This window comes from Arthrobacter sp. StoSoilB20 (assembly GCF_019977295.1).
In the GTDB taxonomy this organism is placed as follows: domain Bacteria; phylum Actinomycetota; class Actinomycetes; order Actinomycetales; family Micrococcaceae; genus Arthrobacter; species Arthrobacter nicotinovorans_A.
Genome location: NZ_AP024651.1, coordinates 3,447,776 through 3,469,946, shown reverse-complemented (window position 1 = coordinate 3,469,946; position 22,171 = coordinate 3,447,776). Strand labels below are relative to the sequence as shown.

Genomic DNA, 22,171 nt, shown 5'->3' with positions numbered 1-22,171 from the left:
ATGCCGCGGGTTGGTTCCAGGAAGCCGGTTGCTTCCAAGAAGCGGGGTGGTTCTAGGAGGCAGCACCAACAGCAGTGCGCCAGCGGGAGAAATGGCGTTCAAGGGCCACCAGCAGGAAGTTCACGCCGAGGCCCAGCAAGGACACCGTAAGGATGCCGGCGTACATGTCCGGGATGAGGAAGCTGCTTTGGGCGTTGACGATCAGATAACCCAGCCCTGCCTTGGCTCCCACCATTTCCGCGGCGATCAACACCAGGATGGAGGCCGTGCCGGCCATCCGGATACCGGTGAAGATCGTGGGAACCGCAGAGGGCAGGATGACCTTCTGGAAAAGCCTGAAGCTGTTCAGTCCCAAAGAACGGGCTGCCCTGATCAGTAGCGGATCCACGGTCTTCACGCCGGCGATGGTGTTCAGCAGCACCGGGAAGAACGCGGCGTACGCCACGATGCTGATCTTCGATTCCTCGCCGATTCCCAGCAACAGCGTGAAGACCGGCAGCAGTGCAAGTGCAGCTGTGTTGCGGAACAGTTCCAGCAAGGGGTTCAGGACCGAGTTCAGCCGCCCGTACCAGGCAATGAGCAGCCCCAGGGAGACACCCGCCACCAGGGCCGCGCCGAAGCCAGCCACCGAACGGGTGAGGCTGGCCGCGATGTGCCCTTGGATTGTGCCGGCTTCGAAGAGCTTGCCCCAGGCCAGCAGCACCTCGTGCAACGGCGGCAGGAACACCCGGGTGGAAGGACTCGCCAAGTAGGTCGGTCCAAGCTCCCACAGTGCCAGGAACGCCAGGACGGCTGCGGATTTCCAGGCGGCTGAACCGGCCGCGGCGGCCAGGCGTCGCACTTTGCCGGGCGCCGGCGTCGTGCGTTCGGCTCCATCCTGCGGTGAAGATTCGACGGCGGCCGTTGGGTCGGCCGGGGAACCCGTCTTGGGCGGGGCTTCTTTTTGAATGAGCGTGGTGGTCATCAGGCCGCGCTCCTTTCCGGGGTGGCTACGGGCTCGTCGGGTGCACTGCCGTCCGGCAGGATTTTTCGGTGGCCGGCGTCCTGGGCACGTCGGACTTCGTCGTGCAAAAGGGTCCAGACCTGGTGGCGGTGTTTGACGAAGGCGGGGTTGGAACGGATGTCCTCCTCGCCGTCACGGTCCGGGATTCTGATGTCCACGATTTCCTTGAGCCGGCCCGGCCTGGCGCTCAGGACAGCAACGCGCTCGCCGAGGTAGACGGCCTCATCGATCCCGTGGGTGATGAAGACGATGGTCTTGCCCGTGGTTTTCCAGATCCTGAGGAGTTCGTCCTGCAGTTGCTCGCGGGTCTGGGCGTCCAGGGCGGCGAACGGCTCGTCCATCAGCAGGACGTCCGGCTCATAGGCCAGGCTCCGGGCGATGGCTACGCGTTGCTTCATCCCGCCGGAGAGTTCGTGCGGGTAGCGGTCCTCGAAACCGGCCAGGCCTACAAGTGCCAGGTATTCGCTGGCTTTCGCAGCCCGTTCACGGCGGTTCAGTTTCTTGCCGTCCGGCCCTGCGCCTTCCAGGCCAATGGAAACGTTGGCCGATGCCGTCCGCCAGGGGAACAACGCGTACTGCTGGAAAACGACCGCACGGTCCTTGCCCGGTCCTGTGACCGGTTTGCCATTCACCAGCACCTCGCCGGAGGTCGGTGTTGAAAGACCGGCCAGCAGGTCCAGCAAAGTGGTCTTGCCCGAACCGCTGGGTCCTACCAGGGTGAGGAATTCACCCTCGCGGACATCCAGGCTCAGGGAGTCGATGGCGGTGAGGCGGGTGGCACTCGTGGTTTTGGTGGCCCGGACCGTGAATTCCTTGGTGACGTTCCGGAGGCTGATTTTCGCGGTCATGGCTATCCCTTCTTTGCTGCGAGATCGTTGAATTCGTTGGTGTAGTACTTCGATGGCGTGAGTTTGTCCTTCACGATTCCCGACGCGTTCAGCCAGGCCTCCCAACGGGTAAAGTCCTCGTCCTTGATCACGCCCGCGTCCGGGACTCCCGGGCTTTTCCAGAACTTAAGGTTCGCGGTGCTCTCATTGCGGCCGCGGCTTTCGATGATCTTGGTAAAGCGGGCAACTACCTCGTCGCGAGGGGTTTCAGCAGCCCACTTGATCGCTTTGGCAACGCCGGTGGTGAAAGTGCGGGTGGTGTTCGGGTTCTTGGCGATGAAGTCGTTCCGGAACACGATCTGTCCGCCGGCGAAGGTGCCGAACAGCTCAACATCGCTGAAGAGGGACCTCAGTCCGCCGGCTTCGATGGCCCGGTCCTGCAGCACACCGCCGAGGGTTCCGGCGTCCACCTGTCCGCGGCGGATGGCTTCTTCGGTGTCGTTCGGGGCCAGCGGGACCAGTTGGACCTGCTTGATCTCCTCGGAGCTGAGCCCGTTCTTGGTCAGCCAGGTGTTGATGACGGCCTCATGGTGCGCGCCCAGGGTGTTGACGGCGATCTTCTTGCCGATCAGGTCGCGGGGCTCTTTGATGGTGCTGTCGGCCTTCACGTAGTACCCGCTGAACGTTTTTTCGTCCGAGCCGTAGTAGTTGGTGACGGCCTTGACGGGTGCACCGGCTTCGATGAGCTTGACCACCGCTCCGGAGAACGCGCCGCCGAAATCAGTCTGGTTGGTCGCCGCCGACTGGATGTCCTGCGGTCCGCTGGTGGTGTTGCCAACCCAGTTCAATTTGAGGTCGCCCAGGTATCCGAGGTCTGCGGCGAGTTCGGGGAACGTCACGTTGTTGGCCGAGCCTTGGTAGCGGAGTTCCTTCACTTCGTTTCCGGCCTGGTTGGCTTGTCCGGCTTCGGCAGCGCCGCCGCAGCCGCTGACCGTCAGCGCTAGTACGACGGCGGCCGCGACGCTCAGCAGGGGCAGGTGCAGTTTCATGGGAGCTACTTTCGATGGATTGCAGGTGTTGGGCGGGCCGGTTTGCTGGGAAACGTCTGCAACGGCTTGGGAACGATGAAAGCCCATTTCGACGGCGGGTGGGAAGTGTCCGGGTAACGGCCGGAAACGCTGCGAAACAGCCCGAAACAGGACGAAATCCTGGGCCTTCCCTGGCAACCCGGGGACACAAAGACGCTGCGTTGAGCCCTGTGAACAACAGCGACAAGTGAGCTGTGCATGACTGGCGCGTACCGCCGTCGTGCGTTCATACTGCGGGACTCCACAGTCATATGGGGTTTAGTTCGTATTGATCCTCACAACCGGGCTGATTTCTTCGCTCTGTGAGCCGCCGGGCGGATACGGTAGATACATGACGTCTAGCATCGCCGCCGAATCGGTTCGGCCTACCCGCAATATTCCCGCCGACATCGCCCGTTCATGGCTCCTGGTGAACGCCATGAAAACGGAGCTTTTTGACGAATCCGCGGGTTCACGGGCAGACGCCATCATCCTTGACATCGAAGACGCCGTTGACCCTTCCCAGAAGGATGCCGCACGCGAGAATGTCGTGAACTGGCTGGCCGCCGGCGGTCAGGCCTGGGTCCGCATCAACGATGCCACCAGCCCCTTCTGGGCCGACGACCTCGCCGGACTGCGCGGCACCCCGGGCTTGCTCGGCGTGATGCTGGCCAAGACCGAATCCGCAGACCAGGTCACTGAGTCCTACCACCGCATGGACGGAAAGACTCCCGTGGTCGCCCTGGTTGAGTCCGCCCTCGGCATCGAGGAAGCCAACCACATTGCCCGCGCCCAGGGTGCGTTCCGCCTCGCTTTCGGCTCCGGCGATTTCCGTCGCGACACCGGCATGGCAGCAACCCCCGAAGCCATGGCCTACCCGCGCGCCAAACTGGTTGTCGCCAGCCGCGTGGGCAACCTCCCGGGCCCCATTGACGGCCCCACGGTTGGCACCAACCACCCGATCCTGCGTGAGCAAACCGGCATCACCGTCACCATGGGCATGACCGGCAAACTGTGCCTGGCCATTGACCAGACCACCGTGATCAACGAGGTCATCAGCCCCACACCGTCGGACGTCGCATGGGCCACGGACTTCATGAACGACTTCGAAGCCAACGGCCGAGTCATCCGCGACGGCTCCGACCTCCCGCGTTTGGGCCGTGCCGAGAAGATCATGAAGCTGGCAGTGGCATTCGGAGTCCAGCCCTCCCTGTAACCATGCTGGTTCATGGAGTCGCATGGGACTCCCCGTCGCCGGCCTTGCGTTTGTTCCCGCCTGCGGGGGAGTTCACTGATGTTGCGTTGGCCCGGGGCTCAGCCCTGGGCCTGCGCGTTTTTCCGGGTCTGTGGTGCCTGGGCCACACCAAGGTCCACGGTCCGGGGGAACGCACCCATGTCCCGTGCCGCGGCAGTTCCCCGGCTGAGCGTGGGAAACAATGCGGTGCTTGCTTTGCGCGGGACGACTCCCGGCTGATGCATGATTTCCACCGGGGAAACCCCGTTCCTGCTGGCCTTCGTGCCTATTTGATGCAGCCGCACTGGCTCTATGTGGCCACCTTCGCCAACGGTGCCACCAAGGTGGGGACAGCCTCGGCCCCGCGTAAATGGAACAGGCTTGCCGAGCAGGGTGCCGTGCATGCTTCCTATGTGGCCCACGCCGGGGACGGCCGCGTTGTGCGCATTCTCGAGGACATGGTTACGCACGAGCTCGGCCTCGTTCAGCAGGTCCGGTCGGCCGCCAAAGTGGCCGGACTGGTGGAGCCGCGTGCCGCCGTCGAGCTTTTGGCGTTGAACCGCCGGCACGCCGGACGTGTTCGCGAGCTCCTGGCAGGCCTCACGATGACCGGCTACTCCGTTGTGGAGGAAGAGTGGGAACGGCCTGGGCTGGCACGGCCGCTCTGTACCGCAGGTGCGGGCCGCCACCCCTACCCGGCAACGTTCGACGCCGGCGGGCACGGCCTGAGGGTCCAAGCGTTGTCCGGTGCGATCGCCCTGGCCGGTCTTCCTGACGTTTCAGGGAACGAGGTGGAAGGCAGCTTCGTGGCGGATCTTGGCGCGTTGAAGGGCCGGAAAATTGAGTTTGGCCCGTACCTCACCGAAATCCCGGCGCTGCAGGACTCCTTGTTCTAGTTCCCCCGCCGAGGGGCGACATCTCTGCCCACCGAGGGGCGACTTCTCTGTCCGCCGAGGGGCGAGTTCTCGGCTGTATGGGCCCCTCTTTCCCTTGAGAGCCAACCCCTCGGCAACCCACCCACAACCCCACCGGTAGACTTGGACGGTGCTGGAACAATTTTGGGCTACGGCCTCTACGTCTTACAAAGTGCTGGTTTTCAGCGCCATGGGGCTGATCGCGGTCGGGCTCATCCTCTCCATTATCGGGAACACCTCCGGCAACCAAGGGCTGGCGTTGGCCTCATTGCCCGTCATCGGTGCGGGCCTGCTCCTTCACGTCACAGGACTGGTCATCCGGGGCCAGAAGATCCGCAAGAGCTACAAGAAGTAACCCGTTCGTCGAACTTCACGTTCCCCCGAATCCACGATCTGCGCCCAAGCTCCCTTGGCCCGATAGGGTTGGAGCATGAGTATCAATCCGGACCTGCAGGGCCGAAGCTACCCTGCCGCAGAGGTATACGACGTCGGTCGTGAAAAGATCCGCGAGTTCGCCAAGGCTGTCAAAGCCGGCAATCCCGCGCACTTCGATGTCGAGGCAGCCAGGGCCTTGGGGCACAGCGACCTCGTAGCCCCGCCAACATTCGCCATCATCGTCGCCCAGCGTGCTGACGCCCAACTGGTGGAGGACCCGGAATCGGGGATCGATTTCTCCCGCGTGGTTCATGCTGACCAGCGCTTCACGCACCACCGGGCCATTGTTGCCGGCGACCAGCTGGTGGCCGAACTCCATGTCGATGGCGTCCGGGCCATGGGCGGGGGAGCGATGATTACCACGCGCTCGGAGATTTCAACGGTGGACGGCGAGAAGGTCGCCACTACCACCTCATCCATCCTGGTCCGCGGAGAGGGACAGTAACCATGAGCCCCACATTCGAAGAACTGACGGTCGGCCAGGAAATCGGCAGCCGCAGCATTGACGTCACCCGCCAGGACCTGGTCAAGTACGCAGGCGCCTCCGGCGACTTCAACCCCATCCACTGGAACGAAGCCTTCGCCACCTCGGTGGAGCTGCCGGGCGTCATCGCGCACGGAATGTTCACCATGGGTGCGGCCGTGCAGCTGGTGAGCGACTGGGCAGGCGACCCCGCCGCCGTCGTCGATTACCAGACCCGCTTCACCAAGCCCGTCCTCGTAACCGACACGACCGGAACCGATGACGCCGGCGCTGTCATCGACGTCACCGGTGTTGTGGGAGCGCTCGACGCCGATGCCCGCACCGCGCGTATCGACCTCACCGTGGTTGCGGCGGGACTGAAGGTCCTCATGAAGTCACAGGCGGTTGTGAAGGTCTCTTGAATCAACAGAACACCTCGCAACACCGCAGCAAACCGCGCGCCACATCGACTGAAATGTCGCGGTGGCGCGCCGCTGTTCTTGCCTCCTACGCGGCCAGCGGCATCGCCTTTGCCACGTGGGTCTCCCGCCTGCCCGCCATTCGTGATGGATTGAACCTGACGCCGGGCGGCATTGGCCTCTTGCTCATGTGCATGACGGTGGCCTCGTTCATCTCCATCTCCGCCTCCGGCCTCATCGTGCTGCGGCTTGGCCCCAAGCTGACCACGAGGATTGGCAGCTGCATGGTGGGTGCCGGCCTTGTCACCGTGGGTGTCGGCACCTCCATTGCGGCAAACCCCTTGGTGGTGGCAGCAGGCCTGGTAATCCTTGGTTTGGGGACGGCCAGTTGGAACACCGCATCCAACGTGGAAGGTGCTTCGCTTGAGCGCGAGCTGCAGCGCCACATCATGCCCCACCTGCATGGTGCGTTCAGCTTGGGAACCGTCGCCGCTGCTGGTTTCGGTGCCTGGGCCGCGGCCATCCACATGCCGGTGTTCTGGCATTTCCTGATCTCGGGCCTGGTAGTGACGACGTCGGTGGTGACGGCAACTTTCTGGTTCCGCGCAGAAAAGACCGCTGCAGCTACGCAGACGTTCCGCCCTGAGGAAACCGACACTTTCCAGGATCCGTCAACGGGACCTCTGCCTATCATTTCCCGGAATCCGGGTGACACCTCCCGGAACCCGGACACTGGGCGGGAAGACCGCAAAGCCCCGGTTCCACTGGACAGCAAGAGGCTGGTGGCCCTTGCCTGGCGTGACCGCCGGACGCTGCTGATCGGCGTCCTGGTCCTTGGCTTGGCCTTGGCCGAAGGAGCTGCCGGGGATTGGGTGGCGCTGGCACTGGCTGACGGCTACGGTCAGACCGACGCCGCAGGTGCTGTAGGTTATGGACTGTTCGTCACGTTCATGACCATCGGCCGTTTCACGGGCACAGTGATCCTTGACCGTTTTGGCCGGGTAGTGGTGATGCGCTGGTGCTCGGCGACCGCCGTCGTGGGTTTGGCGCTTTTTGTCTTCTCGCCCGTTCCCTGGCTCGCGTTCGTTGCCTTGGCCATCTGGGGGCTTGGAGCCTCGCTGGGGTTCCCCGTGGGGATGTCGGCTGCGGCAGATGACCCCGTCCACGCCGCTGCCCGGGTCTCAGTGGTCTCCACCATTGGTTACGGCGCCTTCTTGTGCGGCCCTCCGCTGCTGGGACTGTTGGCTGAACATTTCGGCATCCTGCATTCACTGCTGGCCCCGTTGGTGTTGCTGGTGGTCAGTTTCTTCCTGGCGCCCCTGGCCGGTCAACAGGCGGCAAAGTCCGCGGAGCCCAAGGAAGCCCGTTAGGCTTGATTGGTGACCCAAACGCTGCTTTCTGAATTGACCACTGCTGCCGTTGGTGGCCCCGCGGGCACCTTTATTGAGGCCCGCACTGAGGCTGAAATTATCGACGCCGTCCGGTCGGCCGACGCTGCAGGTGAAAGACTCCTCATCATCGGTGGCGGCTCCAATTTGTTGATCTCCGACGACGGTTACCCCGGTACGGTGCTGAAGATCGCCTCGGAGGGGTTCACAGTGAATTCCGAAGACAGTTGCGGTGGCGTGTCGGTGGTTGTGCAGGCCGGACACAACTGGGACGCCCTGGTTGAACATTCCGTGCTGCATGCCTGGTCCGGACTGGAGGCATTGTCCGGTATTCCGGGATCAACTGGCGCAACCCCCGTGCAGAATGTGGGTGCCTACGGTGCTGACGTTTCACAGACCATCGCTGCTGTCCGCACCTGGGACCGCGAACGCAACGCAGTCCAGACGTTCACCAGCTCCGAACTCAAGTTCGGATACCGCGACTCCATCCTGAAGCAGACCACGGTTGAAGGATCACCGCGCTACGTGGTGCTGACCGTGGAGTTCCAGTTGCCGCTGGGCCGGATGAGCGCCCCCATCCGCTACGCCGAGTTGGCCCGGGTTCTGGGCGTGGAGCCGGGCAAGCGTGCCTACTCCAACGATGTCCGCAGGGAAGTCCTTCGGCTCCGCGCGTCCAAGGGCATGGTCCTTGATGCAGCAGATCGTGACACCTATTCCACCGGCTCGTTCTTCACCAACCCGATCGTGCCGGCAGAACGGGCCGCTGAACTGCCGGAGAACGCACCCAGGTACCCTGCCGGTGACGACGGACAGGTGAAGCTCTCCGCCGCGTGGCTGATCGACCAGGCAGGGTTCGGCAAGGGCTTTGGCCTGGAGGAAGCGAGCGTTTCGGGCGGCCGGGCGTCCCTGTCCACCAAGCACACCCTCGCCATCACCAACAGGGGGACAGCTTCGGCCGCGGACATGGTGGCCATCGCGCGGGAGGTGAGGTCCGGCGTCGTCGGGCGTTTTGGTATTGAACTCCACCCGGAACCATTGCTGATCGGCCTCTCCCTCTAAAGCGCCGCCCGCGAGGGGTTGGATCTCGGGGGAATAAGGCGATTTTTCGGTTGAGATCCCGCCCCTCGCCGCACGCCGCCCCTCGGCGCACGCCGCCCCTCGGCGCACGCCGCCCCTCGGCGCACGCCGCCCCTCGGCGCACGCCGCAGCGCGGCCAAGTGCGCGACGCCGGCGACCCTAGCGCGTCCGCCGCTCGGCGATCGGCAGGATCTTGTTGAGCAACAGGAACGTGAGGCCGCAACTGACGGAGCCCAGCAAGAAGATCTGGCTGAACGCGATACTTTGCGGCGATGGTCCACTGGGCATGAACAGGCCGGCGGCTGCGAAACCCACCAGGCCCAGGAGCATGACAATGGCTCCCAGCAGGAAGCTGCGGACCTGGGCGGCGGCGGTTGGGTAGAACCACGGCTCGGGGGCGTCGTCGTCGCGGTCGGAGACGGGTTGGCAGATCGCTGCGGTGCCGATGAGCAGGGCAGCTGCCGCGGTTGCTACGAGGCTGACTGTCTGGATGGCCTGCATCGAGGGGGAAAGGCTGACGCCCGTTCCCACCGCGACCACCAGGCCCGCACCAAGCCCCGCGAGCGTGCAGAACCAGCCGGCGGTAGCCAACCACCGGCTCATCGGCCGCACAAACGGGGCAAGATCTCCGAAAAGCATGAATCCATCCTAGGATCCGCTGCTGGGTAGGGGCTGGGAGGCGCGGCAAGGTTCCCTGTGCATGCCTGCCCTTTTAGGATGAAGCATGCCTGCAGCCCTCAAAAGTCCCAGTCCCCGTGTGATGGGCCGTTTGCGGCTCGTCAGCCAAGGCCTGCTGGGTGGTGGCTTCCCCTCGGTTGCCGACGCCGTTCGTTGGATGACCGCCATGCAGGCCCAGGACCTGGGCCATGCGCTGTGGGCTGTCGGGCAGCGGGTTCCCGGCACCCATGCCTCGGATGTCCGGGCCGCACTCGACGCCGGGAGCGTGGTCCGTTCCTGGCCCATGCGGGGTACCCTTCACCTCCTGGCCCCTGAGGATCTCCGCTGGATCCTGGGCATCACCAGTGACCGGCTCATGTCCGTGGTGGCCGGCAGGCATCGTGAACTGGGCATCACGCCGGACGACATCAGCCATTGCCGGGACATCGCCTTCAAGACAGCGGAGTCCCTGAAGGCCGGGGGTGCGCCCGGAGCGAGCCGTGAGCAGTTGTTCCAGGCCTTTGAGGAAGCAGGCCAGGCCACCAAAGCGCAGCGGGGGATCCACTTGCTGGGGAGTCTGTGCCAGCGTGCGTGGCTGGTTCAGGGGCCCATGGCTGCGGCCAGCGGGAAGGCAGGCTTGCAGCAGCTGTTTGTGCCGTTTGAGGACTGGATCCCCGAATCCAGGGAGCTTGGCCGCGAGGAAGGCATAGCAGAATTGTTGTTCCGCTACGTCAGGAGCCACGGACCGGCGACCATCAAGGACTTCTCGTGGTGGAGCCAGGTCCCGCTTCTTGAGGCGCGGGCGGCCCTGAAGACCCTGCATGGCCGGCTGGTTGAGGTGCCGTTGGGCGGCAGCAGTTATTGGGTGTCGCCGGAGACTGCTGCGATGCTCGACGACGGCGTCCCAGGGTCGCGCTCGCTGCTGGCACTTCCTGGCTTCGATGAGTACCTGCTCGGCTACCAGGACCGGAGCCTGGTGCTGGCTCCCGAGCATGCCGGGCAGGTGGTGCCTGGCAGGAACGGCGTTTTCAAACGCATCATCGTATCCGGCGGAGAAGTGGTGGGAACTTGGGTCAGGACCATGAGCGGCAAGTCAGTGGGCGTCGCACCCGAGCCGTTCGCCGGGCAATTGGGGGCTGCCGCTGAGCGCTCCTTCCAAGCCCAGGGCAGGGCGTACGTGAAATTCATGGCCGGCTGAACAGGCAACCGGGGGCCATAAATACACCGACAACGCGAAAACCCGCTGTTCCGAGGCCGTGAAGCAACGGAACAGCGGGTCAGCAGCGGGTTGGAGCAGCCTAGAGCTTGCCCGTGGCGATGTTGAGCATGCGGCGCAGCGGCTCGGCTGCACCCCACAGGAGCTGGTCGCCAACTGTGAAGGCGCTGATGTACTCCGGGCCCATTTCGAGCTTGCGGATACGGCCCACGGGGATGTCCAGGGTTCCGGAGGCTGCCACGGGGGTCAGGTCCGCCATGGAGGCTTCCTTGGTGTTGGGAACAACCTTGGCCCACTCGTTGTCCTTGGCCAGGAGGTTCTCGATTTCGGTCACGGACAGGTCTTCGCGCAGCTTGAGCGTCAGGGCCTGGGAGTGCGAACGCATGGCGCCGATCCGGACGCAGAGTCCGTCCATGGCGATGTGGTCCTTGCCGGCCGTTCCGTTGCCGGTGCCGAGAATCTTGTTGGTTTCGACGCCGGCTTTCCACTCTTCCTTGGACTGGCCGTTGCCGAGGTCGGCATCGATCCAAGGGATCAGTGAGCCGGCCAGCGGCACGCCGAACTGGGTGGCGTCAACGCCGGTGCGCTGTGCAGCGAGGACCTTGTGGTCGATTTCAAGGATCGCCGACGCCGGATCCTGCAGTTCGCTGCTGACCTCGTTGTTGAGGGTGCCGAACTGGTTCAGGAGTTCACGCATGTGACGGGCTCCGCCACCGGAGGCAGCCTGGTACGTCATGGAGGTTCCCCACTCCACCAGGTTGTTCTTGAACAGGCCACCGAGGCCCATCAGCATGCAGGAAACCGTGCAGTTGCCGCCGATGAAGTCCTTCACGCCCCCGGACAGGCCGGCGTCGATGACATCGCGGTTGATGGGGTCCAGGACGATGATCGAGTCATCGTTCATGCGCAGGGTGGAAGCGGCGTCGATCCAGAGGCCGTCCCAGCCACGGCTGCGAAGTTCGCTGTGGACCTGCTTGGTGTAGTCGCCGCCCTGGGCGGTGACAATGATCGGCAGCTTGGCCAGGGTCTCAATATCGAACGCGTCCTCGAGCTTGCCGGGGTCGCCGGCGGCAGAGTCCAGGAAGGACGGGGCCGCACCTCCCGCGTTCGAGGTGGAGAAAAATACCGGGTTGATGTTGGCGAAGTCGTTCTCTTCCTGCATGCGCTGCATCAGGACGGAGCCGACCATGCCACGCCAACCGACCAGTCCAACGGACGGATTAGCTGCTGTAGTCATTGAACAAGTCTAGACTTTCGGAGCAAACCGCCGCTGTTGATTACGTCACGCACGCAACGGGCGGGCACCACGAGTTCCCAGGTGCCGCGCGGCAGCCGGCCGCGGCTTCAGCGCTTCTTAGAGGGCGCCGGCGTCGTGCTCTTCAAGCAAGAGGGCTTTGCGCTTGCGCACGGCGAAGAAGGCACTGAACGTAAATACCTGCGTGACAACGATCAGCACGATGATTCCGGCGATCTTGTTGCCGCCCAGGATCATGGTCAGTCCCACAATGGCGGAGATCAGGGCGAAGAGCGGCAGCAGCATATAGCCCAGCACAAACAGGGTTTCGGGTTTCTTCAGCATGCTCAGCTCTCTTGGCTTTCCTGGGTTGCGTTTCGGCGCCACGTAGTGAACCGGTAGTTGGTGCCGTTCTTGGCGGTGAGCCAGCCCTCGGACGGGGCTACGGCGTCGAAGGTCCAATCATCGCCGAGTTCGGGAGCGAAGGTGTCGCCCTCCGGATCGGCGTCGATGATGGTGATGACGGCCAGGTTTGCTATCTCCATGGATTGTCCAAAGATTTCGCCGCCGCCGATGATCCAGACTTTTTGGCCACCGGGCGCGAACTGCGACTCCAGGAGGGCCGCGTCCAGTGATGAAACCACGACGGCGCCCTGGGCCTCGGGCGTGGACGCCCAGTCTGCGTTGCGGGTCACCACAATATTGGTCCGGCCCGGGAGGGGACGGTACTTTTCCGGGAAGGACAGCCACGTCTTGCGGCCCATGATGACGGGGTGGCCGGTGGTGAGTTGGCTGAAGTGCTTGAGGTCCTCGGGGAGGTGCCACGGCATGGAGCCGTCCTTGCCGATCACGCCGGACTTTGTCTGCGCCCACACCATGCCGATGCCCGTCATGCGCGCGGCGGTCTCCTGGGTGAAGATGACGCCGGGAAGCTGGGAGGGAGTCCCGGGGGAAGTCGTGCTCATACGGCGATCGGGGCCTTGATGGTGGGGTGGTGGCGGTAGTCCACAACCTCGAAGTCGTCCAGGGTGTAGTCGAAGATGGAGTCCGGCTTCCGGAGGATCTTCAGTTGCGGGTACTCGTAAGGCTCACGGCCGAGCTGCTCGGCAACCTGGTCCACGTGGTTGTCGTAGACGTGGACGTCTCCGCCGGTCCAGACGAATTCGCCCGGCTCCAGGTCCAGTTGCTGCGCCACCATCCGGGTCAGCAGTGCGTAGGAGGCAATGTTGAAGGGAACGCCCAGGAACGTGTCGGCGGAGCGTTGGTACAGCTGGCAGGACAGTTTCCCGTCTGCGACGTAGAACTGGAAGAACGCGTGGCACGGAGGCAACGCCATGTCCTTGAGCTCGGAGACGTTCCATGCGGACACGATGTGCCGGCGCGAATCCGGGTTGGCGGCCAGGTTGGCCATGAGCTCGGAGATCTGGTCGATGTGCCCGCCGTCGGGGGTTGGCCAGCTGCGCCATTGGACGCCGTATACCGGGCCGAGCTCGCCGTCGGCGTCCGCCCATTCGTCCCAGATGGAGACGCCTTGGTCCTGCATCCACTTCACGTTCGAGTCGCCGCGCAGGAACCACAGGAGCTCTACCGCCACGGACTTGAAATGGACCCGCTTGGTGGTGATCAGCGGGAAGCTCCCGGCAAGATCGAACCTCAACTGGCGGCCGAAGACGCTGCGGGTTCCGGTTCCGGTGCGGTCCGACTTGTGCGTGCCGTTGGCCATGACGTCGCGCAGGAGGTCTTCATAAGGGGTGGGGATGCTCACGAGTCCAGCTTACTGGTCAGCCTGCCTCGAACCAGATCTATGAGAGTGTCGTCACCAATGCCGGCACCCCTGGCCGTCCGGATCAAGCCGTCGACGGCGGCCATCACCGCAGCGTCCGAACGGACAGTCCCGTGGGGCGCGGGAGGCGGGCCGACGACGACAGTCCCGTTCCGGCGTCGTGATTCAATCAGTCCGCCCTGCTCCAGCTCCTTATAGGCGCGCGCCACGGTTCCCGCTGCGATGCCGAGGTCAGCGGCCAGGCTGCGCACCGTGGGCAAGCGGCTCCCCGGTTCAAGGATGCCCACTGCTATGAGGGAACTGAGTTGCCGGCGGATCTGTTCGTACGGCGGAACAGGATCGGAGAGGTCCACAGTGATCCCGGCCGTCATTGTGCGTGTTCTCCCTGCTTGGCCGCGTGACCCCGTGGAATGGTCCGGAAGAGCCGCCGCACCGGTGTCAAGGCGACCAGGGCCCCGAGGACGATCAGGACCAGGCCAATGCCCACCGCGGGGCTCGGGCCGATCGGATCCGGGCTGGGTGCGGGCGGGAACACTTCGTACCAGGCGTTTCCAGTACTGACCAGCAGTACGCCGGCCTGCGCCAGGGCATACGCCGCCAGCGTCCGCACGATCCTGTAGATGCTGATGGCACGGAGCGCGGAGTCCAGTCCTGCATTACCGCCTGCCTCGGGGATACCACGACGACGACGCACAGTCAGGATGGCACCGGCCCCGGCCAGGGCAACCACTGCGGAGAGAAGGGCGACGGCGGGCCAGGCCTTGGGACCGAACGGTTTCACTTCCCCGGCAACGGCGAAGGCAACTGCCAGTGCCAGTACCACGGCGCTGGCTATGGCAAAGGACAGCAGGCCCCTGGAGACGGGTTGCCGCGGCCAGTGGCGTGGAGCCTCGGGCGTGCCGTAGTTCCTGGCGGTCAGGAACTCGCCCGCAGCAATGGTTGCAAGGAGCAGTAAGGCCACTATGGCCGTCAGGGCGGGAAAGGACCACGCGGCGGGTGGTAGCGGAGGAAACAGGATGAGTGCGTAGCCGGCCGCCAGGGCGATGCCGCCCACCACGCCCAGGGCTGCTCCGACGGAAATGCCCAACCGGGCAGCGGGGTGGGTGCGGGGATCGGCGCGGAGGGTGGCGGCGCTGGTGGTCTTGGCCGCTTGGTGCAGCGACGGCAATTCCGGGACCCGCCAACCCCACATCATGAGGAGCACCACCATGTTGACCAGGCCCAGGATGTTGAACCACGACGATTGCCAAAGTGCTCCGGGTGCGGGCTGGGCCGCGAAGTTGCCGGCGATGGCAGCCAGGCCGGCCGCGATGGTGGCCACTGTTCGAAGCAGCCGGTTGGTGGCGATGATCCGGAGTGTTCGGTTGTCGTCGCCGTCGAGGGTTTCCAACTGGCGGCGGCGGGCGGTCAGGAAAAGTACCAGCACGGTTCCCAATGCCAGGACCAGCAAGGCCCCGCCGAGCCAGGCTGCCAGCTCTACTCCGGGAATGCGGCCGTCCTGGCCTTGACCCACGTACCCGTTGTCCGGATACGCACCGCCCTGAGGAGGCGCCTGGCCCGGGGGTGTCGGCAGTACCGGCGTGTGGCCCGGGAGGGTCCCGATCCACGCAATGACCAGCGCTGCGACTGCGAAGATTGCTGCGGTGGTCCAAGCAAGCTTTCGGGGAAGGAAGTCGCGGATCCTGCGGACGGTGAGTTCAGCGTATCTGCGCGGAGCTTTCGGTGCCGGGTAGCTCAACTGCCCCAAGGCATGAACCGTGAGGCAGGCAGCGATCGGCCAGCCCAGGGCCGTGGCGATCTGGTCCGCAGTTGCGGGGGCGCTGGATCCCATGGGATTTGCGCGCATGATCCCGGCGTTCATGGCACCCTGCAGTGAGCTGGCCATCCACCCGATGATGCCCACCCATAATCCGTGCGAGGCAACGGATTGGGCATCGGGCTTGGACCAGACCTGCATGCGCAGGAACAAGTACACGATGATGGCGCCGACTACCGGCGCCAGGAAAAACAATGTTGGCACAACAACCACAGCAAGACCCCCACATCTTTTGTATCAATCTACTGATACAAAAGTGCGGGGGTCAAGCTACTGCCTAGTCGTCGAAGGGCTTGACCTGCTCCACGGAAACAATCTTCCGCCCGGAACCACGCGCTACCTGACAGACGATCACTTCGCCCGGCGTCAGGTACGGGTCCGATGCCGGTAGCAGGGCTTTCAGGCCCTGCGACATATGTTGTCCCAGCTGTTTCAGGGCAGTGGGAAGCGCAGGGCGGTGTGTGCAGACGGCGATCGGAACCTGTTTGTCGAACAGGGCCTCCACCGCTGCCGCCGTCTTCTTGGGGGAGCGCTGGTGGCTGTGTTCGGTCAAGGCTTCCACCAGTTTGACCTTTGCCCCACTGGCCTTGGCATAGGGGGCGATGGTGGCAACGCAGCGCGCCCAGGGGCTGGTGACCACGCGCTGCGGTTTCCACACGCCCAGGAGACGTTGAACGGCAACTGCCTGCCGCTGGCCCGTCGCTGCCAACGGACGGTCGCCCTCGGCTTTGGTCCAGGAAGACCGCGGTTTTGCCTTGGCGTGACGGATCAGCACCAGCGGCCATGTGTCCAGTTCGCCCCGGACGTGCGCCTTCTCCAGGTACTCGAGCGGCTCCACATCCGTTGGGTTGCTCAGGAACGAGGCCGCCCTGTCGGGACTGCACCACATGACGCTGTCCACTTCCTTGCCGTCCGGCCTGAGCTGGGCTCCGTTGACCCGGACAGCCCAATACCGGACAATCTTCAAACCGGCAGAGACGTGGTAATGGATTGCGGGAAGGGGGATGCCCAGCGGTGCCTGGAGACCTATCTCTTCCCACACTTCACGGGCAGCGCACTCAGGAACCGTTTCGCCGGCGTCGAGCTTTCCTTTCGGCCAGGACCAATCGTCATACCGCGGCCGGTGGATGAGGAGTACCTCAAGGGCACCCTTGTTGAGCCGCCACGGAATAGCGCCGGCTGCGACAACAGCCACCGGCTCGCCGGGGTGGTCAGTCTGATCCGCCACGGGGGTATCGCTGTTCAAGTGCTTCCTCTACCGCCGTGCCGATGCGCGCTGCCGCGAGCGGGATTCCAGGAGCCAAGACTGCATGTCCAGCAACGGGTTGCCGTCCCCATCCTGGTGATGCCGCGTCCAATGGCCCTGGTTGTCCAAGTGCCAGCTGGCAGTATTGTCATCCACGTAACGGCTCATGAGGTCCATGACTGTTGCGGTATCTTCCTTGCTGGCCAACTGCACCAAGGCCTCCACGCGACGGTCCAGGTTGCGGTGCATCATGTCCGCCGAGCCGATGTACACCACGGGATCGCCGCCGTTGCCGAAGGCGAACACGCGGGAGTGCTCAAGGAAACGCCCCAGGATGGAGCGGACTGTGATGTTCTCACTCAGGCCAGGCACGCCGGGGCGCAGCGAGCAGATGCCGCGCACCACCACATCAACTCTCACGCCGGCCTGCGAAGCGCGGTACAGGGCGTCGATGATGGCTTCGTCCACCATGGAATTGACCTTGATCTGCACCAGGCCAGGGACGCCGGCGCGCGCATTGCGGATTTCGGTTTCAATCCGCTCCACCAAGCCCGCACGGACCGAACGCGGAGCAACGAGCAGCCTCTTGAAGGTGGACTTCGGCGCGTAGCCGGAAAGCTGGTTGAACAGCTTGGAAAGGTCCTCGCCCACTTGCTCGTTGGCAGTCAGCAGGCCAAGGTCCTCGTAATACCGGGCTGTGCGCGGGTGGTAGTTACCGGTGCCGATGTGGCAGTAGCGGCGCAAGCCATCCACTTCCTGGCGGACCACCAGCGACAGCTTGCAGTGGGTCTTCAAACCCACAATGCCGTACACCACGTGGACGCCGGCCTGCTCCAGCTTGCGTGCCCAGGAAATATTGGCCTGCTCATCGAATCGGGCTTTGATTTCCACCAGGGCCAGCACCTGCTTGCCCGCCTCTGCGGCATCGATCAGTGCGTCCACAATCGGGGAGTCGCCGGAGGTCCGGTACAGGGTTTGCTTGATCGCCTGCACCTTGGGATCCGCCGCTGCCTGCTCCAGGAAAGCCTGAACCGAGGTGGAGAAGGAATCGTACGGGTGGTGGAGCAGGATGTCCCGACGACGCATGGCCGCAAAGACGTTGGCTGCCTTGGACGTCTCGGATTCGTTCAGGTACCGCGAAGTGTGCGGAACGTGCTTGGGGTAGTGGAGATCTGCCCGGTCGATGTTGCTGATCGCCGACAATCCACGCAGGTCAAGGGGTGCCGGCACGGAGTAGACCTCCGACTCCTCCACTCCCAGTTCCCGGATCAGCAGCGCCTTGATGTTCGGGTTGATGTCCGTGGTGACTTCCAGGCGGACCGGGGGGCCGAAGCGGCGGCGCAGCAGTTCCTTCTCCAGGGCCTGGAGGAGGTTCTCGGCGTCGTCCTCTTCGACTTCCAGGTCCTCGTTGCGGGTGACGCGGAAGGTGTGGTGCTCCAGGACCTCCATGCCTGGGAAGAGTTTGTCCAGGTGGACGGCGATGACTTCTTCCAGGGCGATGAAGCGGGCTACCCGGCCGGGGATGGCACCGGCCCGGGGTCCGTCCACCGAAATCAGGCGCGGGAGCTGGTCCGGCACCTTCACGCGGGCAAAGAGTTCCTTGTCGCTGATCGGGTTGCTCACGATCACTGCAAGGTTCAGGGAGAGTCCTGAGATGTACGGGAAGGGGTGTGCCGGGTCCACAGCCAGGGGGGTCAGGATGGGGAAGACCTTCTCCTGGAACATGATGCTGATCCGGTGGCGCGCATCTTCATCAAGTTCGTGCCAGTGCATGAGATGGATGTGCTCATAAGCCAGTGCCGGACGGATCTGCTCGGCAAAGACCCGCGCGTGGCGTTCCTGCAGCTTGTGGGCTTCCTCGCCGATCTGCTCCAGTACCTCGATGGGGCTCAGCCCCGCGGGGGAGGGCACGGCCAGCCCGGTGGCGATACGGCGCTTGAGGCCTGCCACCCGGACCATGAAGAACTCATCCAGGTTTGAGGCAAAGATCGAGAGGAAGTTGACGCGTTCCAGCAGGAACAGGTCCGGGTCCTCGGCGAGTTCAAGCACGCGGGAGTTGAACGCCAGCCAGCTGAGCTCGCGGTCCAGGAAGCGGTCCGGGGTGATGTCGCCTTCGGGCTCAAGGCTCGGCGCGAATTCCGGAATGTCGATGCGGTCCTGGGTGGCCCGCGAGGCCGGCACTTCCGAGGATCCGAAGCGCGGGGGCAGGGTTGCCCCCTTCGAGGTGGATCCGGCGGTGCCGACGGGGTCCGGCTGCATGGGGTTCTCCTAAGCTCAGGACGGGGTTTCCTCCCACATTACAAGCAATTGGGCTGCCCGAATCATAGATGTCACCGGCTTTCCGTCCGGCAATCACCCCTGGTTAATTTTTGGTTAAAGGTCCATACATCACATCGGTATCCCAGCGGACGAAGCCGAGTTTCTGATATAGGGCTACCGCAGCCTGGTTGTCGGCGTCCACGTACAGCATGACGGCGTGCAGGCCTTTGTCCTGGAGATGCTTGATTCCGGCCACCGTCAGGGCCTTGCCCAGTCCCAGTCCTTGGGCTTCGGGAGTAACTCCCACTACGTACACTTCGCCGATGGCCGGGTGCGGTCCCTGCCGGGGATGGACCTTGGTCCAGTGGAAGCCCAGGAGCTCGCCGCCGGCATTGACGGCCAACAGGAACCCTTCGGGATCGAACCAATCTTCGGCCTTCCGGGCTTCGAGGTCCGCCAAAGTCATCGAACCCTGCTCGGGGTGGTGGGCGAACGCGGCACGGTTCGCTGCCAGCCATGCCTGCTCGTCCTGGCCCGGCACGAAGGCGCGCAGCGACACGCCCTCCGGTAGGCCGGCATCGGGCAGTACCGAAGCGGAGGACATGAGCCGCATCTTCCACAGCTCCCGCACGGCCTGGTAGCCGAATCGGGCGGCGAGTTCGGCAGCGGCCTCATGGTTCCCGTGGGACCACGCACTGAGTCCCTCCAGGCTCCGCTTGCCCTGCAACCCGCCCAGCAGCCTTCCCGCCACGCCCTGGTTGCGGTAGCTCGGGTGGACAGCCAGTTCCAGGACACCGCTGGAGTCAGGCGCTTCAACGACGACGGCGACACCCGCCAGATCGTCGCCGGTGGCAGGATCGGAGTCCTCGTCGGGGGCGTACAGTGCCAGGGTCAAGACGGAGTGGTCCCCGGAATCTGCGCCGCGCAGCATGACCAGGGTCTGCTCAGAGAAGGGCGGGTTGCCATCTGACTCCTCTGCGGCTGCGGCGAGGGTCTTGACGTCCTTGAGGAGATGGGGGTCCAAGGCGCCGGCGATGATCAGGACGGGCCAGTTTTCCGGGTGCGCGTGACTCATGATGCAAGGCTATACGTCCAAGGCAAGCCCTGTGATTTGAAGTCCGGGGGGAACGGCGGTAGTCTCGTTATCTCGCTCGGCTTTGCGGCTTCTTATGAAGTCAACCAGTCAGTGCAGGGGGGATCCACCAGTGGGGTGGCCTCGATACGTTCGACCCGTATGTCCTCCACTTTGAAACGAAAGAGGCCGGAATCCGCAGGGATTCCGGCCTCTTTCGTATTATGCTGCGGTTTCCCGTGGCTTCCGGGAGCCTGCGGTCAGGCTTCGGACAGCTCGTCATCGGGCAGTCGCACCAGCGTGAGCCGGTAGCCCACGTTGCGGACCGTGCTGATGAGGTTCTCGTGATCCACACCCAGCTTGGCGCGAAGCCTCCGGATATGGACGTCCACGGTCCGGGTGCCGCCGTAGTAGTCATAGCCCCAGACTTCGGTCAACAGCTGCTGGCGCGTGAACACGCGGCCCGGGTGCTGTGCCAGGTACTTCAGGAGTTCGAATTCCTTGAAGGTCAGGTTCAGGGGCTGGCCGCTGACGCGGGCGGTATAGCTCGCTTCGTCAATAACGACGCCGGCCGCACGGATCTCCGTTTGGGTTTCCTCTTCACCGGGAACCGCCCGGGCCATGGCAAGGCGGATACGCGCTTCAACCTCGGCGGGGCCGGCGGAATCGAGCACGATGTCATCCACTGCCCATGCATTGGAGACGGCAGCCATGCCGCCTTCGGTGAGGATGAGCATAAGGGGGGCGCTGAGTCCGGTTGCCTTGAGCAGTTGGGTCAGCGATCGGGCGCCGACCAGATCCTTGCGGGCGTCCAGGAAAACGATGTCCGTGGGATCGGTTTCAAGCAGGGCGGTGGGTTCTGCCGGGAGGATGTGTACGCGGTGGTTCAGCAACTCCAAGGCAGGCAAAATGTCCACCGATGAGCCGGTGCTGTTCGTCAGGAGCAGGATGTGCGACATAGTTCCTCCAATGGGCTGTACGCGCATCATCGGGCGTCGAAACCGGTAATTCCCGGCCGGTCACAGCGCATTGGCAGCCTCTGCCCGTTGTAACGGGATCAAGGCCAATACAGTGCGCCGTTGAAGTCTGAGTATACCCATCAGTGCCCTGCGACACATGGATTCGTGACGGGCGTGCACCGGAATTACGACATATTGGGCCGGGTTAAGGCAGGATTGTCGAGAGGTCGTAAGGCGCATCGGATTGAGGTCGGCACACAGTGAAGTCTTGGAGCATCGGGGTATTCGGACTCGTGGCGCTTACCGCCATCGTGGCCAGCACCTTCGTTTCCCGGGAGGCCATGGTGGGTGTCGGCGTTGCCGCATCGGCGGCCGTGGGTATCGGCTGGCCGCATTTCCTTGGCGTTCCCGCAAAGAAAACCCTGGCGTCAGTGATCGGGTTGGCTGGTGCGGGATCTGCCGTGTCCGCCGCCTACCTGCCGGCTCCCGGATTCCTGGAAGGAACGCCGGCCTTCATTGCCTTGGGGGTGATGGCGGTCTTCGTGGTCCAGCTCGTCCGCGGCACAGGGCAAGCGCAGCGGCTGGAATCAACCCTGGGATGCTGCGCCGGTGTGCTCCTGAACTGCCTTGGTGCAGGGTGGATTGCCGGGGCACGGTTCAACGGAGTCAAGGAAATGGTGGTGGTGGCCGGCCTGAGCGCAGCGGTCGCCCTGTTGGTGGGAATCATCCGGTGGCCCGACCGCATCGTGGCTCCGCTGGGTGTGGTCATGGCCGGACTCATGGGTCCCCTGGCCGGTCTTGTATTCTCTGATATCGCAGTACTTCCTGCGGCGTTGGTGGGCGTAGTGGTTGGCTCCGTCCTTGTCTGCTTCCGCCGGATGACCACCCTTCGGCGCGGACGCCTGAACATCCGGGCGGCAGTGGGAATGGGTGTTGCGCCTGTCTGGGCTGTGGGGGCCTTGGTGTACTTCATAGACAAACTACTCATCTACTAACGGTTAGGATGGCATCATGTCTGTACTCGCATTTGAAATCTTCTTCCTCGTTCTCCTCGGCCTGGCCAGCGTTGCCATGGCATGGTTTGCGGGCTTTGTCGTATACC

23 protein-coding genes are annotated in these 22,171 nt (G+C 64.0%); 9 read left to right on the top strand and 14 right to left on the bottom strand.

Annotated elements, in window-relative coordinates; genetic code table 11:
* Positions 1-52: 52 nt before the first annotated feature.
* From LDN85_RS15795 to LDN85_RS15785, 3 genes are read right to left on the bottom strand one after another with little or no spacing between them, the layout of a single operon-like run.
* Complete coding sequence (locus LDN85_RS15795) at positions 53-964, bottom strand: ABC transporter permease (RefSeq protein ID WP_223943484.1); 912 nt, start codon at positions 962-964, stop codon at positions 53-55.
* Complete coding sequence (locus tag LDN85_RS15790; RefSeq protein WP_223943483.1) at positions 964-1,851, bottom strand: ABC transporter ATP-binding protein; 888 nt, start codon at positions 1,849-1,851, stop codon at positions 964-966. The genes LDN85_RS15795 and LDN85_RS15790 overlap by 1 nt, the downstream gene beginning before the upstream one ends.
* A gap of 2 nt (positions 1,852-1,853) precedes the next feature.
* Positions 1,854-2,879, bottom strand: coding sequence for an ABC transporter substrate-binding protein (locus LDN85_RS15785; protein WP_223943482.1), 1,026 nt, complete (start codon positions 2,877-2,879; stop codon positions 1,854-1,856).
* 370 nt (positions 2,880-3,249) lie between these two features.
* On the opposite strand from LDN85_RS15785, the gene LDN85_RS15780 reads away from it, so the two are divergent.
* From LDN85_RS15780 to LDN85_RS15750, 7 genes are all read left to right on the top strand, one after another.
* Positions 3,250-4,113, top strand: coding sequence for a CoA ester lyase (locus LDN85_RS15780; protein ID WP_026539765.1), 864 nt, complete (start codon positions 3,250-3,252; stop codon positions 4,111-4,113).
* 2 nt (positions 4,114-4,115) lie between these two features.
* Complete coding sequence (locus LDN85_RS15775; RefSeq protein ID WP_026539766.1) at positions 4,116-5,027, top strand: DUF2797 domain-containing protein; 912 nt, start codon at positions 4,116-4,118, stop codon at positions 5,025-5,027.
* A gap of 148 nt (positions 5,028-5,175) precedes the next feature.
* On the top strand, positions 5,176-5,400 hold the full coding sequence (locus LDN85_RS15770) for a DUF3188 domain-containing protein (protein WP_026539767.1): 225 nt from the start codon (positions 5,176-5,178) through the stop codon (positions 5,398-5,400).
* A 75-nt stretch (positions 5,401-5,475) separates the two neighbouring features.
* Positions 5,476-5,925 (top strand): MaoC family dehydratase N-terminal domain-containing protein, encoded by a 450-nt coding sequence (locus tag LDN85_RS15765; RefSeq protein WP_026539768.1) that lies wholly within the window; start codon positions 5,476-5,478, stop codon positions 5,923-5,925.
* 2 nt (positions 5,926-5,927) lie between these two features.
* Complete coding sequence (locus tag LDN85_RS15760) at positions 5,928-6,365, top strand: MaoC family dehydratase (RefSeq protein ID WP_026539769.1); 438 nt, start codon at positions 5,928-5,930, stop codon at positions 6,363-6,365.
* Positions 6,362-7,732, top strand: coding sequence for an MFS transporter (locus LDN85_RS15755; protein WP_223943481.1), 1,371 nt, complete (start codon positions 6,362-6,364; stop codon positions 7,730-7,732). The genes LDN85_RS15760 and LDN85_RS15755 overlap by 4 nt, the downstream gene beginning before the upstream one ends.
* Before the next feature lie 9 nt (positions 7,733-7,741).
* Complete coding sequence (locus LDN85_RS15750; RefSeq protein ID WP_026546318.1) at positions 7,742-8,809, top strand: UDP-N-acetylmuramate dehydrogenase; 1,068 nt, start codon at positions 7,742-7,744, stop codon at positions 8,807-8,809.
* A gap of 177 nt (positions 8,810-8,986) precedes the next feature.
* Here LDN85_RS15750 and LDN85_RS15745 read toward each other — a convergent pair whose 3' ends face one another.
* Complete coding sequence (locus tag LDN85_RS15745; protein WP_026539772.1) at positions 8,987-9,466, bottom strand: hypothetical protein; 480 nt, start codon at positions 9,464-9,466, stop codon at positions 8,987-8,989.
* A gap of 85 nt (positions 9,467-9,551) precedes the next feature.
* On the opposite strand from LDN85_RS15745, the gene LDN85_RS15740 reads away from it, so the two are divergent.
* Positions 9,552-10,682 carry a winged helix DNA-binding domain-containing protein gene (locus LDN85_RS15740; protein WP_026539773.1) on the top strand — a complete coding sequence of 377 codons (1,131 nt, stop codon included), beginning with the start codon at positions 9,552-9,554 and terminating at the stop codon, positions 10,680-10,682.
* 100 nt (positions 10,683-10,782) lie between these two features.
* Here the strand turns inward: LDN85_RS15740 and asd are convergent, their stop codons facing one another.
* The 10 genes from asd to LDN85_RS15690 form a co-directional block, all read right to left on the bottom strand.
* A complete protein-coding gene (asd, locus tag LDN85_RS15735; protein WP_026539774.1) occupies positions 10,783-11,937 on the bottom strand; it encodes an aspartate-semialdehyde dehydrogenase in 1,155 nt (384 codons plus the stop codon).
* A 117-nt stretch (positions 11,938-12,054) separates the two neighbouring features.
* Positions 12,055-12,279, bottom strand: a complete 225-nt coding sequence (locus tag LDN85_RS15730; RefSeq protein WP_026539775.1) for an NF038396 family protein — start codon at positions 12,277-12,279, stop codon at positions 12,055-12,057.
* 2 nt (positions 12,280-12,281) lie between these two features.
* Entirely contained in the window at positions 12,282-12,899 is a 618-nt protein-coding gene (locus tag LDN85_RS15725) for a dihydrofolate reductase (protein ID WP_026539776.1), read from the bottom strand.
* Complete coding sequence (locus LDN85_RS15720; protein WP_026539777.1) at positions 12,896-13,699, bottom strand: thymidylate synthase; 804 nt, start codon at positions 13,697-13,699, stop codon at positions 12,896-12,898. The genes LDN85_RS15725 and LDN85_RS15720 overlap by 4 nt, the downstream gene beginning before the upstream one ends.
* A complete protein-coding gene (locus tag LDN85_RS15715; protein WP_026539778.1) occupies positions 13,696-14,088 on the bottom strand; it encodes a GntR family transcriptional regulator in 393 nt (130 codons plus the stop codon). Before LDN85_RS15715 ends, LDN85_RS15720 begins: the two co-directional genes overlap by 4 nt.
* Positions 14,085-15,737 carry a hypothetical protein gene (locus LDN85_RS15710; protein ID WP_155854554.1) on the bottom strand — a complete coding sequence of 551 codons (1,653 nt, stop codon included), beginning with the start codon at positions 15,735-15,737 and terminating at the stop codon, positions 14,085-14,087. Before LDN85_RS15710 ends, LDN85_RS15715 begins: the two co-directional genes overlap by 4 nt.
* A gap of 73 nt (positions 15,738-15,810) precedes the next feature.
* Complete coding sequence (locus tag LDN85_RS15705) at positions 15,811-16,779, bottom strand: NUDIX hydrolase (RefSeq protein WP_026539779.1); 969 nt, start codon at positions 16,777-16,779, stop codon at positions 15,811-15,813.
* 9 nt (positions 16,780-16,788) lie between these two features.
* Entirely contained in the window at positions 16,789-19,038 is a 2,250-nt protein-coding gene (locus tag LDN85_RS15700) for an RNA degradosome polyphosphate kinase (protein WP_026539780.1), read from the bottom strand.
* Positions 19,039-19,141: 103 nt separating this feature from the next.
* Positions 19,142-20,113, bottom strand: a complete 972-nt coding sequence (mshD, locus tag LDN85_RS15695) for a mycothiol synthase (protein ID WP_026539781.1) — start codon at positions 20,111-20,113, stop codon at positions 19,142-19,144.
* 257 nt (positions 20,114-20,370) lie between these two features.
* Positions 20,371-21,069, bottom strand: coding sequence for a response regulator transcription factor (locus LDN85_RS15690; protein WP_026539782.1), 699 nt, complete (start codon positions 21,067-21,069; stop codon positions 20,371-20,373).
* A gap of 260 nt (positions 21,070-21,329) precedes the next feature.
* On the opposite strand from LDN85_RS15690, the gene LDN85_RS15685 reads away from it, so the two are divergent.
* The gene (locus tag LDN85_RS15685; protein WP_026539783.1) at positions 21,330-22,064 is read left to right on the top strand and encodes a hypothetical protein; all 735 of its coding nucleotides are present in this window, start codon (positions 21,330-21,332) and stop codon (positions 22,062-22,064) included.
* Positions 22,065-22,171: the final 107 nt, after the last annotated feature.

Bases quoted from the DNA above. Each gene is read 5' to 3' on its own strand.
- LDN85_RS15700 (WP_026539780.1), bottom strand. From the start codon at position 19,038: ATGCAGCCGGACCCCGTCGGCACCGCCGGATCCACCTCGAAGGGGGCA.
- LDN85_RS15745 (WP_026539772.1), bottom strand. From the start codon at position 9,466: ATGCTTTTCGGAGATCTTGCCCCGTTTGTGCGGCCGATGAGCCGGTGG.
- LDN85_RS15790 (WP_223943483.1), bottom strand. From the start codon at position 1,851: ATGACCGCGAAAATCAGCCTCCGGAACGTCACCAAGGAATTCACGGTC.
- LDN85_RS15765 (WP_026539768.1), top strand. From the start codon at position 5,476: ATGAGTATCAATCCGGACCTGCAGGGCCGAAGCTACCCTGCCGCAGAG.
- LDN85_RS15780 (WP_026539765.1), top strand. From the start codon at position 3,250: ATGACGTCTAGCATCGCCGCCGAATCGGTTCGGCCTACCCGCAATATT.
- LDN85_RS15730 (WP_026539775.1), bottom strand. From the start codon at position 12,279: ATGCTGAAGAAACCCGAAACCCTGTTTGTGCTGGGCTATATGCTGCTG.
- LDN85_RS15785 (WP_223943482.1), bottom strand. From the start codon at position 2,879: ATGAAACTGCACCTGCCCCTGCTGAGCGTCGCGGCCGCCGTCGTACTA.
- LDN85_RS15760 (WP_026539769.1), top strand. From the start codon at position 5,928: ATGAGCCCCACATTCGAAGAACTGACGGTCGGCCAGGAAATCGGCAGC.
- LDN85_RS15795 (WP_223943484.1), bottom strand. From the start codon at position 964: ATGACCACCACGCTCATTCAAAAAGAAGCCCCGCCCAAGACGGGTTCC.
- LDN85_RS15725 (WP_026539776.1), bottom strand. From the start codon at position 12,899: ATGAGCACGACTTCCCCCGGGACTCCCTCCCAGCTTCCCGGCGTCATC.
- asd (WP_026539774.1), bottom strand. From the start codon at position 11,937: ATGACTACAGCAGCTAATCCGTCCGTTGGACTGGTCGGTTGGCGTGGC.
- LDN85_RS15715 (WP_026539778.1), bottom strand. From the start codon at position 14,088: ATGACGGCCGGGATCACTGTGGACCTCTCCGATCCTGTTCCGCCGTAC.
- mshD (WP_026539781.1), bottom strand. From the start codon at position 20,113: ATGAGTCACGCGCACCCGGAAAACTGGCCCGTCCTGATCATCGCCGGC.
- LDN85_RS15740 (WP_026539773.1), top strand. From the start codon at position 9,552: ATGCCTGCAGCCCTCAAAAGTCCCAGTCCCCGTGTGATGGGCCGTTTG.
- LDN85_RS15690 (WP_026539782.1), bottom strand. From the start codon at position 21,069: ATGTCGCACATCCTGCTCCTGACGAACAGCACCGGCTCATCGGTGGAC.
- LDN85_RS15775 (WP_026539766.1), top strand. From the start codon at position 4,116: ATGCTGGTTCATGGAGTCGCATGGGACTCCCCGTCGCCGGCCTTGCGT.